Source organism: Duganella vulcania (assembly GCF_009857655.1).
Taxonomy (GTDB): domain Bacteria; phylum Pseudomonadota; class Gammaproteobacteria; order Burkholderiales; family Burkholderiaceae_D; genus Rugamonas; species Rugamonas vulcania.
In genome coordinates this window covers 53,966-70,595 of record NZ_WWCX01000027.1, presented here as the reverse complement: position 1 = coordinate 70,595, position 16,630 = coordinate 53,966, and the positions used below count along the sequence as shown (strand labels likewise).

The 16,630-nt window shown below is 68.3% G+C and carries 16 protein-coding genes and 1 pseudogene; 9 read left to right on the top strand and 8 right to left on the bottom strand.

Annotation, left to right across the window (positions count from 1 at the left end):
- Together GTP90_RS16685 and GTP90_RS16680 are read left to right on the top strand one after the other, a co-directional pair.
- Positions 1–221 (top strand): annotated as a pseudogene (locus tag GTP90_RS16685) (3-(3-hydroxyphenyl)propionate hydroxylase); the annotation flags it as partial.
- 53 nt (positions 222–274) lie between these two features.
- On the top strand, positions 275–1,360 hold the full coding sequence (locus tag GTP90_RS16680) for a transporter (RefSeq protein WP_161084616.1): 1,086 nt from the start codon (positions 275–277) through the stop codon (positions 1,358–1,360).
- A gap of 31 nt (positions 1,361–1,391) precedes the next feature.
- Here GTP90_RS16680 and GTP90_RS16675 read toward each other — a convergent pair whose 3' ends face one another.
- Positions 1,392–1,721: an L-rhamnose mutarotase gene (locus GTP90_RS16675; RefSeq protein ID WP_161084615.1), complete on the bottom strand. Its 330-nt coding sequence runs from the start codon at positions 1,719–1,721 to the stop codon at positions 1,392–1,394.
- Between the two features lie 64 nt (positions 1,722–1,785).
- Between GTP90_RS16675 and GTP90_RS16670 the strand changes: the two genes are divergently transcribed.
- On the top strand, positions 1,786–2,700 hold the full coding sequence (locus tag GTP90_RS16670; protein ID WP_161084614.1) for a GntR family transcriptional regulator: 915 nt from the start codon (positions 1,786–1,788) through the stop codon (positions 2,698–2,700).
- 6 nt (positions 2,701–2,706) lie between these two features.
- On the opposite strand, the gene GTP90_RS16665 is transcribed toward GTP90_RS16670, so the two are convergent.
- The 6 genes from GTP90_RS16665 to GTP90_RS16640 all read right to left on the bottom strand — a co-directional run bounded on the left by GTP90_RS16665 (position 2,707) and on the right by GTP90_RS16640 (position 8,341).
- Complete coding sequence (locus GTP90_RS16665; RefSeq protein ID WP_161084613.1) at positions 2,707–3,471, bottom strand: SDR family NAD(P)-dependent oxidoreductase; 765 nt, start codon at positions 3,469–3,471, stop codon at positions 2,707–2,709.
- On the bottom strand, positions 3,459–4,766 hold the full coding sequence (fucP, locus tag GTP90_RS16660; protein WP_254451898.1) for an L-fucose:H+ symporter permease: 1,308 nt from the start codon (positions 4,764–4,766) through the stop codon (positions 3,459–3,461). The genes GTP90_RS16665 and fucP overlap by 13 nt, the downstream gene beginning before the upstream one ends.
- A gap of 100 nt (positions 4,767–4,866) precedes the next feature.
- Positions 4,867–5,733 carry a fumarylacetoacetate hydrolase family protein gene (locus tag GTP90_RS16655; protein WP_161084612.1) on the bottom strand — a complete coding sequence of 289 codons (867 nt, stop codon included), beginning with the start codon at positions 5,731–5,733 and terminating at the stop codon, positions 4,867–4,869.
- 37 nt (positions 5,734–5,770) lie between these two features.
- Complete coding sequence (locus GTP90_RS16650) at positions 5,771–6,784, bottom strand: aldo/keto reductase (protein WP_161084611.1); 1,014 nt, start codon at positions 6,782–6,784, stop codon at positions 5,771–5,773.
- Position 6,785: 1 nt separating this feature from the next.
- Positions 6,786–8,006 carry a UxaA family hydrolase gene (locus GTP90_RS16645; RefSeq protein WP_161084610.1) on the bottom strand — a complete coding sequence of 407 codons (1,221 nt, stop codon included), beginning with the start codon at positions 8,004–8,006 and terminating at the stop codon, positions 6,786–6,788.
- On the bottom strand, positions 8,006–8,341 hold the full coding sequence (locus tag GTP90_RS16640; protein WP_161084609.1) for a UxaA family hydrolase: 336 nt from the start codon (positions 8,339–8,341) through the stop codon (positions 8,006–8,008). Before GTP90_RS16640 ends, GTP90_RS16645 begins: the two co-directional genes overlap by 1 nt.
- Before the next feature lie 103 nt (positions 8,342–8,444).
- Between GTP90_RS16640 and GTP90_RS16635 the strand changes: the two genes are divergently transcribed.
- The 5 genes from GTP90_RS16635 to GTP90_RS16615 are packed head-to-tail and all read left to right on the top strand — an operon-like array spanning position 8,445 to position 13,072.
- Complete coding sequence (locus GTP90_RS16635) at positions 8,445–9,455, top strand: zinc-binding alcohol dehydrogenase family protein (RefSeq protein WP_161084619.1); 1,011 nt, start codon at positions 8,445–8,447, stop codon at positions 9,453–9,455.
- The gene (locus tag GTP90_RS16630; protein ID WP_161084608.1) at positions 9,456–10,580 is read left to right on the top strand and encodes a mannitol dehydrogenase family protein; all 1,125 of its coding nucleotides are present in this window, start codon (positions 9,456–9,458) and stop codon (positions 10,578–10,580) included. It begins immediately after the preceding gene.
- The gene (locus GTP90_RS16625) at positions 10,577–11,515 is read left to right on the top strand and encodes a sugar kinase (protein WP_161084607.1); all 939 of its coding nucleotides are present in this window, start codon (positions 10,577–10,579) and stop codon (positions 11,513–11,515) included. The genes GTP90_RS16630 and GTP90_RS16625 overlap by 4 nt, the downstream gene beginning before the upstream one ends.
- Entirely contained in the window at positions 11,515–12,342 is an 828-nt protein-coding gene (locus tag GTP90_RS16620; RefSeq protein ID WP_161084606.1) for an amidohydrolase family protein, read from the top strand. The genes GTP90_RS16625 and GTP90_RS16620 overlap by 1 nt, the downstream gene beginning before the upstream one ends.
- A gap of 19 nt (positions 12,343–12,361) precedes the next feature.
- Positions 12,362–13,072: a FadR/GntR family transcriptional regulator gene (locus tag GTP90_RS16615; protein WP_161084605.1), complete on the top strand. Its 711-nt coding sequence runs from the start codon at positions 12,362–12,364 to the stop codon at positions 13,070–13,072.
- Positions 13,073–13,208: 136 nt separating this feature from the next.
- Here GTP90_RS16615 and GTP90_RS16610 read toward each other — a convergent pair whose 3' ends face one another.
- Positions 13,209–15,173 (bottom strand): glycoside hydrolase family 97 protein, encoded by a 1,965-nt coding sequence (locus GTP90_RS16610; protein WP_217431988.1) that lies wholly within the window; start codon positions 15,171–15,173, stop codon positions 13,209–13,211.
- A 224-nt stretch (positions 15,174–15,397) separates the two neighbouring features.
- Between GTP90_RS16610 and GTP90_RS16605 the strand changes: the two genes are divergently transcribed.
- Positions 15,398–16,627 carry an outer membrane protein assembly factor BamB family protein gene (locus GTP90_RS16605; RefSeq protein ID WP_161084604.1) on the top strand — a complete coding sequence of 410 codons (1,230 nt, stop codon included), beginning with the start codon at positions 15,398–15,400 and terminating at the stop codon, positions 16,625–16,627.
- Positions 16,628–16,630 lie beyond the last annotated feature (3 nt).

Genomic DNA, 16,630 nt, shown 5'->3' with positions numbered 1-16,630 from the left:
GGCGCGCCGGCGGGCACACCGTGCAGCTGCGCCATCGCGGCCAGCCCGGCGCGGCGGCCGACTCGTGGGAATGCATGACCGGCTGCCTGGTGCCGGACGCGGCGCCGGTTGGCTGGGTGGCCGTGGTGCGGCCGGACCGCACCGTGCTGCATGACGGCCCGCTGGAACAGGTCGACGAACTCGTCGCCACGGCGCTGGCCCTGCTGGGCGCCGCCAGCTGATAGGCAATTCATTATAAAAAAAAACCGAAGCACACCATCACCAAGGAGACAGCATGACCCGATCGATCTTTTCCGCCGTCGCGGCGTTGACCCTCATGGCCGGCGGCACGGCCGGCGCGGCCGAAGGCTTTGAGCCGCGCTACAACCTCGCCGGCAGCCTGGGCGGCGAGCTGTTCGCCCCGCCCGACCAACCCGGCTGGGCCGGCGCACTGGCCGTGACCCGCATCCACGTCGAAAAAGTGACCGGCGACGACGGCCGGAAACTCACCGAGCCCATCCCGGGCGGCGTGGTGCCGCTGCCGGGCGCGCCGGCGGCGCTGTATCCCTCGTATGCCGGCAACCACGCCACCATCGACGGCACCGGCACCTTCACCCGCTCGGACCTGGTGCTGGGCTACCTGACCACCGACCGCTACGCGGGCGGCCGGCTGGCCTTCGTGTTCGACCTGCCGTACGCGCGCAAGCAGCAATCCATCGTGGGCAGCGCATCGACGCCTGCGCTGCAATGGAACCCGGCGGTGCCGGCCGCCACGCAGGCCGCCGTGCAGGGCCAGTTCAGCGCGCAGTACCAGGGCGCGGTGGCGGCGGACGGCGCCACCGCCACCGGTGAACTCAGCGGCATGGGCGACGTCGAGCTGCAGGCCGGCTGGCTGTATGTGGGCGACAAGGTGCGCGTGCTGGCGGGCGGATCGGTGATCCTGCCGACCGGGAAGTACGACAGCGGCCCGGCGCCCGACATCGGCTCCGGCCACTACACCACGCTGCGGCCGACACTGCAACTGGGCTACCTGCCGGTGCCGGAGGTGGCGCTGGCCGCCAAGCTGTCGCTGGGCCTGAACAGCCGCAACCACGCCAACCAGCTCCGCAGCGGCAACTGGGCCGGCCTGGAGCTGGCGGCCGGCTACAAGACGGCGCTCGGCGTCGTCGGCCTGCACGCGATCCACCTGAGCCAGTACCAGGACGACGACAACAACCCGCTTGGCGCCAGCCGCTTCCGCTCGACCAACGCCGGCGCCTTCTTCACCACCAGGATCGCGCCCATCGACGCCGTGGTGACGGTCCAGTACATCGCCACCACGGCCTCGCGCAACGCCAAGGCCGGCAGCTTCACGCAGGTCCGGCTGATCAAGCTGTGGTGAGCGGGCGCGCCGGCGTCTGGCGCCGGCGCGCTCAGTCGACGTGGAACACCGGCTCCATCATCGCCCAGTGTTCGCCGTCCGCGCGGCTCGCCAGCGGGCGCTGGCACGGGCCGCAAAAAGTCCACCAGCGCTGGGTCTCCGGGTCGGCCGCCACGGCGCGCATGTCGGCGTCGAAGTCGCTGCCGTGGTATTCCCAGTAGCCGAACAGCAGATTCTCCGGCTCGCGCAGGAAGATCGAGTAGTTGCGCACGTTCGCCGCGGCCAGCGTGGCCAGCACTTGCGGCCACACCGCCGCGTGCAAGGCCTTGTATTCGTCGATCCTCTCGGGGACGATCCCGATCACCATGCCCATACGTTCCATCACTTCTCCTTTATTTGATTGGATAAAAAGGTAAAATGCCACTTTTACTTTGTTCGCCGCCACCATGGCCAAGCTTCCCATCACCACCCGCCGCAGCATCAACCTGCTGCTCGATCACGCCGCCCAGCACCTGAAGGTGGGCGACGCCCTGCCGACCGAAATACGGATGACCGAGATCGTCGAGAGCAGCCGCACCGCGGTGCGCAGCGCGCTGGCCCACCTGGTCGAGCATGGCCTGATCGCCGGCATGAAGCAGCGCTACCTGCTGCGCAAGCCCAAGCCCGGCGACTACTTCGAGGTGGCCGAACTGCACAGCGCCACCGAACAGCTGCAACAGGTGCTGATGGAGCGCATCTACGAACGCGACCTGCCGCCCGGCGCGGAATTCACCGAGGTCGAGCTGTCGCGCGCGGCCGGCGTGAGCACCATCGCCGTGCGCGAGTTCCTGATCGGCTTTTCGCGCAACGGCTTGATCGAGAAAACCCCGCGCGGCAGCTGGCGCCTGTGCGCCTTCGACACCAAGTTCGCCGAGGAGCTGGGCGAGGTGCGCGAGATGTTCGAGCTGAAGGCCATCGAACGTTTCGCCGCACTGCCGCCGTCCGATCCGGCCTTCGCCCGCCTGCGCGAACTGCTGGCCCGCCACGAGGCGCTGGGCAAGGAATCGGCCGAGAGCCACCTGGAATTCCCCGCGCTCGACCGCGAGTTCCACACCTTCCTGATCGGCCTCCTGGACAACCGCTTCGCGGAAAACCTGAACGAGGCGGTGTCGATGGTGTACCACTACCACTACCAGTGGGACAAGCGCGACGAACTGCCGCGCAACCAGCACGCGGTGCAGGAGCACCTGGCCATCCTGCGCCCGCTGGTGCGGGGCGACGTGCCGGCGGCGATGGCGGCGATGCGCGAGCACCTGCACTCGTCGCGCTCCACCATGCTCAATGCGCTGCATCACCGCGAGAACAGCGCCCACCCGCACTAGCGCCGATCAGGCGTTGAGCGTGATGAAGCCGCCGTCGATCGGATAGTCGCTGCCGGTGATGAAGGACGCCGCGTCGCTGCACAGGTACAGCGCCAGCGCCGCCACCTCGTCCGGGCGCGCCATGCGGCCGATCGGCTGCGTCTTGGACAGGCGCTCGAACATCTCCGCCTCCTGGCCGGGATAGTTCTTGGCCAGGAAGCCGTCGACGAACGGCGTATGCACACGGCCCGGCGAGATCGAGTTGCAGCGTATGCCGTCCGCCAGGTAGTCCTTGGCCACCGACAGCGTCATCGCCATCACCGCGCCCTTGGCGGTGGAATAGGCGAAGCGCTCCGGCACCGCCACCCATGCCGCCACCGACGCCATGTTGAGTATCACGCCGCCGCCGTTCTTGCGCAGCTGCGGGATGGCCGAGTGCAGGCAGTTGTAGACGCCCTTGACGTTGACATTGATGACGCGGTCGAAATCCTCCTCGCCGGTGGAGTCGGCCTTGCCCACGTGGGCGATGCCGGCGTTGTTGATCAGGATGTCGATCGCGCCGAACTCCTCGAACCGCGCCCGCACCTGCGCCTGGCGCGTGACGTCGCAGCCGTACGCCACGGCCTGGCCGCCCCCCTCGCGGATGGCGCGCGCCACGCTGGCGCCCGCGGCCTCGCTGACGTCGAGGATGTGCACCATGGCGCCATTGCGCGCGAACAGCGTGGCGATGGCCGCGCCGATGCCGCTGCCGCCGCCGGTGACGACCGCCCGCTTACCCGTTAATTCAAACATGTTTCGATACTCCCAGTCGAGGTGATGACGGCCGGCTGCCGCGCCTCGCGCAGCGCCGCCCGCGCGAACCACGCGATCACGAGGAAGCACAGCAAGGGGGCGGCATAGCCGAATTGAAGGTTATGCGTGATGTCGCTGATCGCGCCGAACATCAGCGGCAGCACCGCGCCGCCGACGATGGACATGACGATCAAGCTGCTGCCCATCTCGGTGTCGGCGCCGGCGTTGCCGATGCCAAGCGAGAAAATGGTCGGGAACATGATGGACATGAAGAAGGCGATGCCGATCACCGCCGCCAGGCTGGCCGCGCCGCTGGCGAACATCGCCAGCGCCGACAATGCCACGCTGGCCAGCGCGTACGACAGCAGCAGCCGCGCCGGCGCGATGTACTTCATCAGCCAGGTGCCGGCAAAGCGGCCGACCACGAAGGCGGCGCCGCAGCCCCAGCCCAGGTAGTCCGCCGCCTTGATCTGCGAGATGCCGGCCGCCTTGGACGCGTACAGGATGAAGAAGCTGAACACGCACACCTGCGCGCCAACGTAGAAGAACTGGGCGATGACGGCGCGCCGGATCGGCGCACGCCGCAGCGCCCGCAGGATGGCGCCGCTGGCGGGCGCGTTGTGTGCAGCGGCCGTGGTGGCCGGCAGCTTGAGGAAGTAGAACACCAGCGCGATGGCCATAATCACCAGCGCCACCAACAGGTACGGCCCCTTGACGCTGGCCGCCTCCGCCGCCAGCACCGCCTGCCGCGCGCCCTCGGACATGGCCTGCAGCTCGGCGTCGCTGGTGCCGCCCACCAGGATGGCGCGGGCGCCGGCGATCGGCGCCAGCGTCGCGGCCAGGCCGTTGAACGATTGCGCCAGGTTGAGGCGCCGCGTGGCGTGCTCGGGACGGCCCAGCAGCGTGATGTAGGGATTGGCCGCCGTCTCCAGCACGGTCAAGCCGCAGGCGATGATGAACAGCGCGCCGAGGAAGAACACGTAGCGCTGGGTGTCGGCGGCCGGGATGAACAGCAGCGCGCCGGTGGCGAACAGCGCCAGGCCGGCCAGCATGGCGTTCTTGTAGCCGGCCTTGCGGATCAACAGGCCGGCCGGCAGCGCCATCACGAAATACGCGATGAACACCGCCGAATCCACCAGCGCCGATTGCAGCACGGTCAGGCTGAAGGACTTGCGCAGGTGGGGTATCAGGATCGGGTCGAGGTTATGGACGAAGCCCCACATGAAGAACAGCGTGGTGATCATCACAAAGGCAAACCGGTAGGAATGCCCGCTTGCTGGTGCGGTTGGTGTCATGGAGTCTCCGTATGCGGCGCTTGTGCGCCTTCGTGTTCTACTATCCACTTCAGCCGCCGCGCTGTCTGGGCGCGGCGGTGTTACCACAACTTGGCTGGGCTTAGCCGTCGATCAGCGCCGGGTCCCAGGCATGCACGGTCTGGCTCTGCTGGCCCAGTCCCTCGATGCCCAGCACCATGCGGTCGCCCGCGCGCAGGTAGACCGGCTCCGGTTTCTGGCCCAAGCCCACGCCCGGCGGCGTGCCGGTGCTGATCACGTCACCGGGGTTGAGCGTCATGAAGCGGCTGATGTAGCTCACCAGCTGCGCCACCGTGAACACCATGGTGCGCGTGCTGCCGGCCTGATAGCGCTTGCCGTTCACGTCCAGCCACATGTCGAGGTTCTGCGGATCGCGCACCTCGTCGGCGGTGACCAGCCACGGGCCCACCGGGCCGAAAGTGTCGCAGCCTTTGCCCTTGTCCCATTGGCCACCGCGTTCGAGCTGGTACTCGCGTTCGGACAGGTCGTTGACCACGCAGTAGCCGGCCACGTAGTCCAGCGCCTCGCTCTCCTCGACGTAGCGCGCGCGGGTGCCGATCACCACGCCGAGTTCCACTTCCCAGTCGCTCTTGACCGAGTCGCGCGGCAGCACCACCGGGTCGTTGCAGCCGATGATGGAGCTGGTGGCCTTGGCGAACAGCACCGGTTCGGACGGCACCGCCATGCCCGATTCGGCCGCGTGGTCCGAATAGTTCAGGCCCACGCAAATCAGCTTGCCGATGTCGGCCACGATGGGCGCGTAACGCACCGGCTCCGCGACCGCCGGCAGCTGCGAGGCGTCGATCGAGGCGATGCGATCCAGGCTGGCGCGGCCCAGATGGGCCGAGGTCAGGTCCGGCAGGACGCCGGACAGGTCGCGCAACTGGCCGTCCGCATCGATCAGGCCCGGTTTTTCATTGCCCTTGGGGCCAAAGCGTAACAATTTCATTGATTTCCCTTATACGTCACTCGTCACTTCAAAAAATTCATGCGGCCGATGGCGTCGGCGCGTTGCGGTCGATCAGCCCCTGCTCGATCAGCGCCTGCCACAGGGCGGCGGGCAGCGGCTGCGCGAACCACTCGGCGTTCTGGCGCAGCTGCGCCGGGTTTTGCGCGCCGGGGATGCAGGACACCACCGCCGGATGCGCCATCGGGAACTGCAGCGCCGCCGCCTGCAACGGCGCACCGGCTTGCGCGCAGACCGCGGCGATGGCCTCGACGCGGGCGACGATGTCGGCCGGCGCGTCCTCGTAATTGAACTTGCGGGTGCCTGCCAAAATGCCGGAATTGAATGGCCCGCCGATCACGATGCCGATGCCGCGCTTCTCGCAGCGGTCCAGCAACGGCGCCAGCGCGGCTTGTTCCAGCAGGGTGTAGCGCCCCGCCAGCAGCGCGCAATCGAGGCCGCAGGCGTCGATTGCGTCGGCCACCACCTCCCATTCATTGACGCCCAGGCCGATGGCGCCCACGCTGCCCTCGTCGCGCAATTGCGTCAGCGCGCGGAAGCCGCCGCCCTGCGTCAGCTGCTGCCAATAGTGGCCGTGCCGCTCGCCGTGCGTGACGCGGCCGATGTCGTGCACATACAGGATGTCGACGCGGTCCATGCCGAGGCGCTGCAGGCTGTCCTGGTGCGAGCGCATCACGCCGTCGTAGCTGTAGTCGTAGTGCGGCCGCAGCGGCAGCGGCTGCGCCCAGCCGGATTCGCCGGGCCGTACGCCGGCGTCGGGCCGCATCAGGCGCCCGACCTTGGTGCTGACCACGAAGCTGTCGCGCGGTCGCTCGCGCAGCGCGGCTCCCAGCCGGTGTTCGGACAGCGTGTAGCCGTAGTATGGCGCGGTGTCGAAATAGCGGATGCCCAAGTCCCACGCGGCATCGACGATGGCGCGCGCCTCGGCGTCGCTGACCGCCTCGTACAGGCCGCCCAGCTGGGCGCAGCCCAGTCCCAGGCTGCTCAGCGCAATGCCGCGCCGCGGCAGGATGCGCGGGTCGTTGACTTGCATGTCAGGCCGCTTTCAAGGGGGAGCATCCGGGGCCGGACGCTTCGAATTGTTTATACGTGAGGATGAACTCCTGGTGCCCCAGCGCCTCCGAGCAGCTCTGCGCGCCGTTGGCCACCTGCGCCACCAGCTGCACGATCTCGGCGCCGACCTGCTCCAGCGTCGCGTCGCCGCTCAGGATGCGCCCCGCGTTCACGTCCATGTCCTCGGCCAGGCGTTCGTAGGTGGCCGGATTGGCGCACACCTTGATCACCGGCGAGATCGCCGAGCCTACCACCGAGCCGCGCCCCGTGGTGAACAACGTGACGTGCGCGCCACAGGCGATCAGCTCGACGATTTCGGCGTTGTCGGAGATGTTGGGGAAGCCGAAGCGCACCTCGCCGTCCGGCACCACGTCCAGCAGATACAGGCCGCCGGTCTCGGGCTGGTCGCCCGGCTTGAGGATGCCGCTGATCGGCGAGGCGCCGCTCTTGGCGTAGGCGCCCAGCGATTTCTCTTCCTGCGTGGTCAGGCCACCGTCGGCGTTCCCGGGCGCGAAGCTGCCGTGGCCCAGCACCGTGTAGTAGTGCGCCGCCTTGTTCACGCAGGCGACGATGGCCTCGCCCAGTTCCGGCGTGGCGGCGCGGCGCTTCATGTGGAACTCGCAGCCCACCAGTTCACCGGTCTCCTCGAAGATGCAGGCCGCGCCGGCCGCCACCAGCTGGTCGAAGGCCACGCCCACGGCGGGGTTGGCGGTGATGCCGCTGGTGCTGTCCGAGCCGCCGCAGATGGTGGCCACCACCAGTTCATCGAGCCGCATCGGCACGCGCTGCTGGCCGTCGAGCGCCTCGCGCGCCCAGCGCACCCATTCCACGCCGTCGGCCACGCTGGTGCGGGTGCCGCTGTTCTGCTGGATGGTGATGGTGTGGACCGGCCGGCCGCTGGCCGCCACTTCTTCCTCCAGGCCGCGCCGGTTGAAGCTCTCGCAGCCCAGCGAGACGATCAGCGCGGCGCCGACGTTCGGGTGGGTGGCCAGGCGCTTCATCATGCGGTCGGCGTAATCGTTGGGATAGCAGCCGGGGAAGCCGATCAAATGCACTTCCTGCCCGGGGAAGGCGTTGACGATCAGGCGCGCCACGTGGTGCGCACATTCGACCGTGTAGGCGACGACGACGACGTTGCGGATGCCCTTGTGGCCGTCGGCGCGCAGGTAGCCCGACAGTGCTGGCAGAGAGGCGTTGGACATCAGTGGGTACTCCCGATGAAGGAATGGGCGTCCGACGCCAGGGTGTAGGTCGGGATGTAGTCGCTGACGAGATTATGCGTGTGCAGCATGGCGCCGGGCGCCACGTCGGCCGTGACGGTGCCGATGATGGCGCCGTAGCGCAGCACCTTGTCGCCGGCCTTGAGCGCGTGGCGCGCCACCTTGTAGCCCAACGGGATGTCCTCGGCCAGCACCGCGACCGCGCCGTCGATCTCCAATGCGTCGCCGGCCACCAGCGGCACGCGGGCGATCAGGCAGTTGTCTTCGGGCGCCATCAGCAGCAGGCGCGGGGCCGAAGGGGGAATGGGTGTGGACATGGATGGTTCCTTACACATAAAAGTCGGCATCAACCGCTCGATTGTATTCGATATATCACGTACAATACAAGCACATCCAACCTCGATACGGAAAAAATCCATGATGAAAACCGTTGTTTGCCTCTCCCCCGGCGACCTGCAACTGGTCGAGCGTCCGGTGCCTCAGGCGGCGGCCGGCGAAGTGCTGGTGCGCGTGCGCCGCATCGGCTTGTGCGGCACCGACATGCATATCTTCCGCGGCACCCAGCCCTTCCTGCAGTATCCGCGCGTGATGGGCCACGAGCTGTCGGGCGAGATCGTCACCGCGCCCGAGGGCAGCGAATTGAAAGCCGGCGACCAGGTGTATGTGATGCCCTATCTTTCGTGCGGCGGCTGCATCGCCTGCCGCCAGGGCAAGACCAACTGCTGCACCAATATCCAGGTGCTGGGCGTGCACCGCGATGGCGGCATGACCGAATATGTGACGCTGCCCGAGCGCTTCGTGTTCAAGACCGACGGCATTTCCCTCGACGACGCCGCGATGCTGGAGTTCCTCGCCATCGGCGCGCACGCGGTTCGGCGCGGCGGCGTGCGGCCCGGCCAGAACGTGCTGGTGGTGGGCGCTGGTCCGATCGGCATCGCCGCCGCGTTGTTCGCGCGCCTCAAGGGCGGCAACGTGACGGTGCTGGACGGACGCGAGGACCGCCTGGCCTTCTGCCGCACCGCGCTGGACATCCCGCGCACGGTGACGGTGGGCGACCGGGACAAGGCGCAGCTGTCGGAACTGACCGACGGCGAATTCTTCGACGTGGTGTTCGACGCCACCGGCAACGTCAAGGCCATGGAGCGCGGGCTGGAATTCGTAGCGCACGGCGGCACGTATGTGCTGGTGTCGATCGTGTTGGACCGCATTTCCTTCGCCGATCCGGAATTCCACAAACGCGAAACCAACCTGCTGGGCAGCCGCAACGCCACCGCCGACGACTTCCGCGAAGTGCTGGCGGCGATGAAGGCGGGCCTGGTGCCGACAGGCCTGATGAACACGCACCGCACCACGCTGTCCGATTTCGTGTCGGTGCTGCCGCAGTGGATGGATCCTGCGGCCGGCGTCATCAAAGCCATCGTCGAGGTGTAAATGGCCTCGCCTATTCTGCAATTCGGCACCAGCCGCTTCCTGCAGGCGCATGTCGACCTGTTCGTCCAGCAGGCGCTGGACAGCGGGCAGGCACTGGGCCGCATCACCGTGGTACAGACCACCGGCAGCGCGCAGAGTGCGCAGCGGGTGGCGGCGTTCAACGCGCCGGGCGGCTATCCGGTGCGCATCCGTGGCCGTGAGGATGGCGCGGTGGTCGACCAGGAGCACCGCGTGACCGCCATCGAGGCCGCGCTGCAGGCGGACCGGGACTGGCCGGCGATCCACGCGCTGGCCGCCGGGCCGGTGCGGGTGATCGTCTCCAACACGGGCGACCGGGGTTACGAACTCTCGGCGCAGGACGGCCCGTCGCTGCTGGACGCGGACACGCCGCCGCGCAGCTTCCCCGCCAAGCTGCTGGTGCTGCTGCACCGCCGCTACCTGCAAGGCGCCGCGCCGGTCACGCTGTATCCGTGCGAGCTGGTGGCCAATAACGGCAGCGTGCTGCGCGAACTTGTTTGCCAGCTGGCGCGCGACTGGGGCCTGGACGATGGCTTCCACGCCTACCTGGGCGGCGCCTGCGTGTGGATCAATTCACTCGTGGACCGCATCGTCTCCGAGCCGATCGCGCCGGCCGGCGCGGTGGCCGAGCCTTACGCCATCTGGGTGATCGAAGCGCAGCCCGGCATGGTGCTGCCTTGCACCCATCCGCAGATCGTCGTCACGGATCAACTGGAGCCGTATGAGCGGCGCAAGCTGTTCCTGCTGAACCTGGGCCACACCTTCCTCGCCGAGCAGTGGATACGAACCAGCCGCGCCGTCGACGAGACGGTGTTGCAGGCGATGGCCGATCCCGAACTGCGCGCGCAGTTGGAGGCGCTGTGGGAGGAGGAAGTGCTGCCGGTGTTCGACGCGCTGGGCGAGGCCGACATCGCGCGCGCCTACCTGGCGCAGGTGCGCGACCGCTTCACCAATCCCTTCCTGGCGCACCGGCTGGGCGATATCGCGCAGAACCACGAGCAGAAAAAGCAGCGGCGCCTGCTGCCGGTGGTTGCGCTGGCCGCTGAACAAGGCCTGTCGCTGGCGCAGCCGCGCCTGCGCGCCGCGCTGCTGCGGGAGGCGGCATGAGCGGCGCCTTCTGGTCGGTGGGCGAGTGCATGCTGGAGCTGCGTCCGCAATCGCAAGGCACCCTCGCCCACGCGGCGGCCGGCGACAGCTACAACACAGCGGTCTATTTGAAACGGCTGGCGCCCGACATGCCGGTGCGCTACGTCAGCGCTCTGGGCGACGATGCGATGAGCAGTTTGATCCGCGACCACATGAGGGACGAGCGCATTGACGACAGCCTGATCGACATCCGAGCCGGCGGCACTGCGGGGCTGTACGCGATCGCGACCGACGCCAACGGCGAGCGCCGCTTCACCTACTGGCGCGCACAGTCCGCCGCGCGCAGCATGCTGTCCGCCGCGCACCTGGCGCAACTGGGCGCGCAGCTGGCCGAGTGCCGCGTGCTGCTGCTGACCGGTATCACGCTGGCCATCCTGGACGACGAGCGGCGCGCCGCCCTGCTGTCGCTGGCGGCGCAAGTGCGTACTGCCGGCGGCTGGGTCGCGCTGGACAACAACTACCGCCCGGCGCTGTGGGATGTGGCCACCGCGCGCGAGTGGATGCGGCGCGCGGCGCAGGTCTGCACCCATGCCCTGTTCAGTTTTGACGACGAGGTGCTGCTGCATGGCGACCGCAGTCCGGCCGAGGCGCTGGGGCGCATCGCGGCCATCGGCGTGCCGGAAGTGGTGCTCAAACTGGGCGCAGACGGCTGCCTGATCGGCGGCACGGCGGCGCGTGCGGCGCAACCGGTCCATGTCCCCGCGCTAACCGTGCGCGCCGTGGACACCACCGCCGCCGGCGACAGCTTCAACGCCGGCTATCTGGCGCAGCGGCTGCGTGGCGCGTCCAGTATCAAGGCGGCGGAATTCGGCTGCGCGGTGGCTGCCGCCGTGGTGACGCATCCGGGCGCTATCATACCGGCTGCAGCCCTTCCCTCTTTGAACACGGAGCCTTGATGCGCATCGACGCCCATCAGCATTTCTGGCAACTGGCGGCGCGCCAGGGCGCATGGCCGCCGCCGGAGCTTGCCCCCATCCACCGCGACTTCCATCCCGCCGACCTGACCGCGCTGCTGGCGGAAAACGGCGTCGCCGCCACCGTGCTGGTGCAGTCCATGCCCAACGAGGCGGACACCTGCTACATGCTGGACCTGGCGGACCGCCACAGCTTCATTGGCGCGGTGGTCGGCTGGGTGGACCTGAAGGCGGCCGACGCGCCCGATCAAATCGCCGCCCTGGCCGCGCATCCCAAGCTGCGCGGACTGCGGCCCATGCTGCAGGACCTGGACGACGACCGCTGGATCGACGATCCGGCCCTGGCGCCGGCGGTGGACGCCATGCTGCGCCACGGCCTGCGCCTCGACGCGCTGGTGCTGCCGCGCCACCTGCCCGCGCTGCTGGCCTTCGCGCGCCGCCACCCGGAGCTGCCGATTGTGATCGACCATGCGGCCAAGCCGATCATGGACGGCGCACCGCACGCGCAATGGCGGGACGACATGAGCAAGCTGGCGGCGCTGCCGCAAGTGGAATGCAAGCTGTCCGGCATGGTCACGGAGGCTGGTCCCGAATGGACCGTGGAACAGCTACGCCCCTACGCGCAGCATGTGCTGCGGGCCTTCGGACCGGAACGCGTGATGTGGGGCAGCGATTGGCCAGTGCTCACGCTGGCCGCCGGCTACGCGGCGTGGCTGGCCGCCAGCGAGGCGTTGCTGGCGCATCTGAACGAGGCGCAGCGCGCGGCCGTATTCGGCCTGAACGCGCGCCGTTTCTACCAAATTGACTAACCTCCACGTACCGAACGCCATGCAGCCAGAGACCCTGACCGAAACCCCGGCGCTGACGAACCGGCCGCCCGAGCCACGTATGTACCGCTTGGTGGCCGAACGCATTCAAGAGCTGATCAGCCAACAAGGCATCGCCCCCGGCGAGCGCCTGCCCGCCGAGCGCGAACTGGCCGCATCACTGCGCGTAAGCCGCGCGTCCCTGCGCGAGGCACTCATCGCTTTGGAACTGGGCGGTGTGGTCGAGGTGCGCGGCGGCTCCGGCGTGTACGTGTGCGAAGCGGGGGCATCGCCGGCCGCCGTGCCGGAGGCCGGTCCGGGACCGTTCGAGGTGCTGTCCGCCCGCAGCATGATCGAGACAGAGGTTGCCGCCATGGCCGCCAAACACGCCACTGCCGCCGCGGTGAGCGCCATTCGGGTGGCGCTGCTGGAGATGGAGCGCAGCCATGAAGACCGCTCCAGCAACGAACAGGCGGACCGCAACTTCCACCTGGCCATCGCGCGCGCCAGCGGCAACACGGCGTTCGTCGGCGTGGTCGATTACCTGTGGCGCCAGCGCAGCAGCCTGTGGCACCGGCTCAAGGAGCACTACCGCACCGAGGAACTGCGCAAGGCCACGCTGCTGGATCACCGCGCGATCTACGACGCCATCGCCGGCAGCGATCCGGTCGCCGCACGAAGCGCCATGCGCGCCCACCTGCAGCGCGTGAACCGCACGCTGGCCGGCGGCTGAACCTGACGGACGGCGACTGCGGCCGGCCAGCGACCGTTCAATCCGCGCCGGAATGGCGCGAGCCGTCCGAACCTTGAGCGCGGCCGCCAGGGACGCCGCCAGCACACGGCCAGTAGCGTCCCATGCAAGCCTACAGTCAGCGCAGCGGCTCCAGGATCACCGCCGCGCCGCCCGCTGGCGCCAGGCGCAGGGTGAGCGTGTCGCGCGCCGTCACCACGCGTTCCACGCGGCGCAGTTCATTCGGCGTATCGCCGTCCTCCCACAGTGTGGCGCGGAAGCGGCCGGCCGGCAGGAAGCCCAGCGACACCGGCTCGGCGCGGCCACCCGCCGTTTCGTCCGCCGTCATCGCGCCCAGATACCAGCTGCGGCCCTGGCGGCGCGCCAGCACGATGTCCTCGCCCGGTGTGCCGGACAGGAAGCGCGTCTCGTCCCACGCGGTCGGCACGCGCTGGATGAAGTCGAATCCGGCGGCGCCGCGATAGACCTCGGGATCGTCGGACACCATCTGCAGCGGGCTGTCGTACACCACGTACATCGCCAGCGCCTGGCCGCGCGTGTGCTGGGTCTGCGGCATCACCTCGCGCACCGCGAAGGTGGCCGGCGTGCCGTTGTGGAAGCCGCCCGGCGTGTAATCGAGCGGGCCGGCCAGCATGCGCGTGTACGGCAGCATCAGGTTGTGGCGCGGCGTGATGGACTTGTCCATCTTGTCCCACTCGGCGCCGCGCACGCCCTCCTGCGTGATGAAGTTCGGATAGCTGCGCTGCAGGCCGGCCGGCACGTAGGCGCCGTGCAGGTCCAGCAGCATGTGGCGCTTGGCCGTGGCGGCCGCGACGCGCTGGTAGAAATCGACCACGTCCTGGTCGTCGCGGTTCATGAAATCGATCTTGACGCCCTTGATGCCCCAGCGCGCGTAGGTGTCGAGCACCTCGTCCATGCGCCCTGCCACGTGCTCCCAGTGCGCCCACAGCATCAGGCCCACGTTCCTGGCGGCGGCGTAGCGCACCAGTTCCGGCATGTCGATGCCGTCGGCGGCGCGGGTGACGTCGGTGGCCGGATTCGCATCGCAGCAGCCGCCCGGGCCGGACGCCCAGCCGGCGTCGATCAGGTAATACGGCAGGCCGGAGGCGGCGGCGAAATCGATGAAGCGCTTGTAGTTGTCCATGCCCGGCTTCATGCCGGCCAGCGGGCCGGACCACCAGTCCCATGCCGCCTTGCCCGCCCGTACCCAGCTGAAGTCGCCCTGCGGCGGCGGGTTGAGGTTGCCGATCAGCTGCGACGGGATCATGTCGCCGATGCGGTCGCCCATCATCACCACGCGCCACGCGGTGGTCAGCCCGGCTTGGGAAATGTAGGCCGGCGCCGGCCGCTTGGGCGGCGCCGACAGCCGTATCCGCAGCGCTCCGCCTTCCGGCAGCAGCGCCGCGCCGGTGTAGCCGGCCAGGTTGGCCTGGGTGATCGCGTAGGCGGTGCGTCCGGACAGCGCGGTGCAGACCACCGGCACGTCGTAGGCCTGGCCGGCGCGCAGCTGCGACACCCTCACGCGTTCAAACGGCACCTCGTGCGCGCCGTCGGCCGTCGACACCAGGCATTCCGGATCGCCTGCCGGCACGAAGGCTGTGCGCTCGCCGCGCAGGCGCACCGGCTCGGCGCCGTCTAGGCGGTAGCGAAAGGCGACGCCGTCGTCATAGGCGCGCACGTCGAGGTACAGCCGGCGGCCTGCCGGCGCCTGTTCGCGGAACACCAGCGTGGCGCCGCGATAGCGGTCGCGCGCCTGGGCGGCCTTGGTGGCCGTCAGCGCGATGGTTCGGTCGACCTTGACGTCCTCGCGCCGCTCCAGCCGCAGCGCGCCCAGCTCCGGCACACCGTCCAGCTCCAGCCCAAGCGGCGACGGTGCGATGACGGTCTCGCCCCGGCGCGCGACCGAAAAGCGGCCGGCGTCGTCGTCGATGCGGATGGTGGTGCGCCCGTCGGGCGACGACACCAGCGCCGGCGCGGCCGAAGCCTGGGCCAACGGCAGCAGCAGCGCCGCCACGAGGGTCGTCACCAGGGGTTTCATGACGGCGGCGCCGGCCACTTGCTGCGGAATTTCGCGTCTCTTCATACCATTCTCATTATTCGGATTAGCACCCGCGGGCGGCGGGCGAAGGAGCTCGATTGTATTGTATATATTTAATACAATCAAGCGCATCGGCCTCCGCGCCATTATCATTTTAAGCATGCTTTTGCTACAATAATGGCCTTTTGCAATTTATTTTTCTATAAGGATACTACGATGACAGTACGATTTGGCCGCCTGACGGCCAGCATGCTCGCGTTGGCCTGCAGTTGCGCCTGTGCCGGGATGACGCGCGTATCTGCCAGCAGCCGCTGGCGGGCTCGCCGTGGACCGTGCCGCTCACGGTGAGCGTGAAGTCGCCGATCAACCTGACCGCGCTCAAGGCCATCGACGGATTGGGCAGCTGGACGACGTACCAGGGCAACGCGTCCCATACGGGCTTTGTTGACGCCAGCTTCAATCCAGCGGCCTTTTCACGCCGCTGGAACATGGCCGGCGTCAACGACAACCTCGGCAATTACGCGTCCACCGCCACCGAAGGTGGACGCGTATTTTTTGTCCGCCACGACAGCCTGGGCACCCGTTGGGAGCTGCTGGCCGTGTCCGAGGACACCGGTGCCTTGGCATGGAGAGTCGACCTGGGCCCCTTGAGCCGGGTCAACCCGCCGGCGGTGTCGAACGGCCGTGTCTACGTCACCTCGAACGCCTACCAGGACGCCTATATGTGGGTGTTCGACCAGGCGACAGGAGCGCAGCTCAATCGCCAGCAAATGATCTCGCAATGGACCGAGTATTCGGCCCCCACCGTCTTCGGCACCGACGTTTATTCGTTCAACGGCTACCTCGGTGGCATCGCCAAATATTCCGATGTGGACGGCAAGATCAGCTGGAGCAACCCGGCATATGGCGACGATGGCTGGAGCCCGGCGACCGACGGACGCTTCATCTACAGCTACACCACGCCGGACAATACGCTGGCGGCGTTCAACCCCGCCGATGGCAGCCGCGCCTTTGCGATCGGTGGGACTTATGTGGGCCGCACCAGGCATAGCGGCAGCCCGGTGGTCCTGACCGGCACCCAACAGGCGATTGTGGCCGAGCGTAACCTGATGGCGTTCGACCTGGCCACCCGCACCCGCTCCTGGGTGCTGGACACCGGCGTGTACGGGGCGGTGGCCTACGGGAACGGCACCATTTATGTCTTCGATCAAACCAACACCCACCTTGAGGCACGGTCGCCGGCAAGCGGGAAGTTGTTGTGGACCACATCCAAGCTGGAAAGCGATGGCTTTGACGACATCAACACCAGTTACACCGGGGTGATCGTGACACGTAACCTGGCCTTCGTCAGCTCCGCGGTGCGCACCCTGGCGATCGATCTCAACACGCACACTGTCGTCTGGTCCTGTCCCAAAGGCGGCAACCTGGCGATCTCGCCGCGCGGCGTGTTGTACATCCTGAACAAGCGGGGCGAGCTGACAGCGGTCAGCCTGCGGTAACGC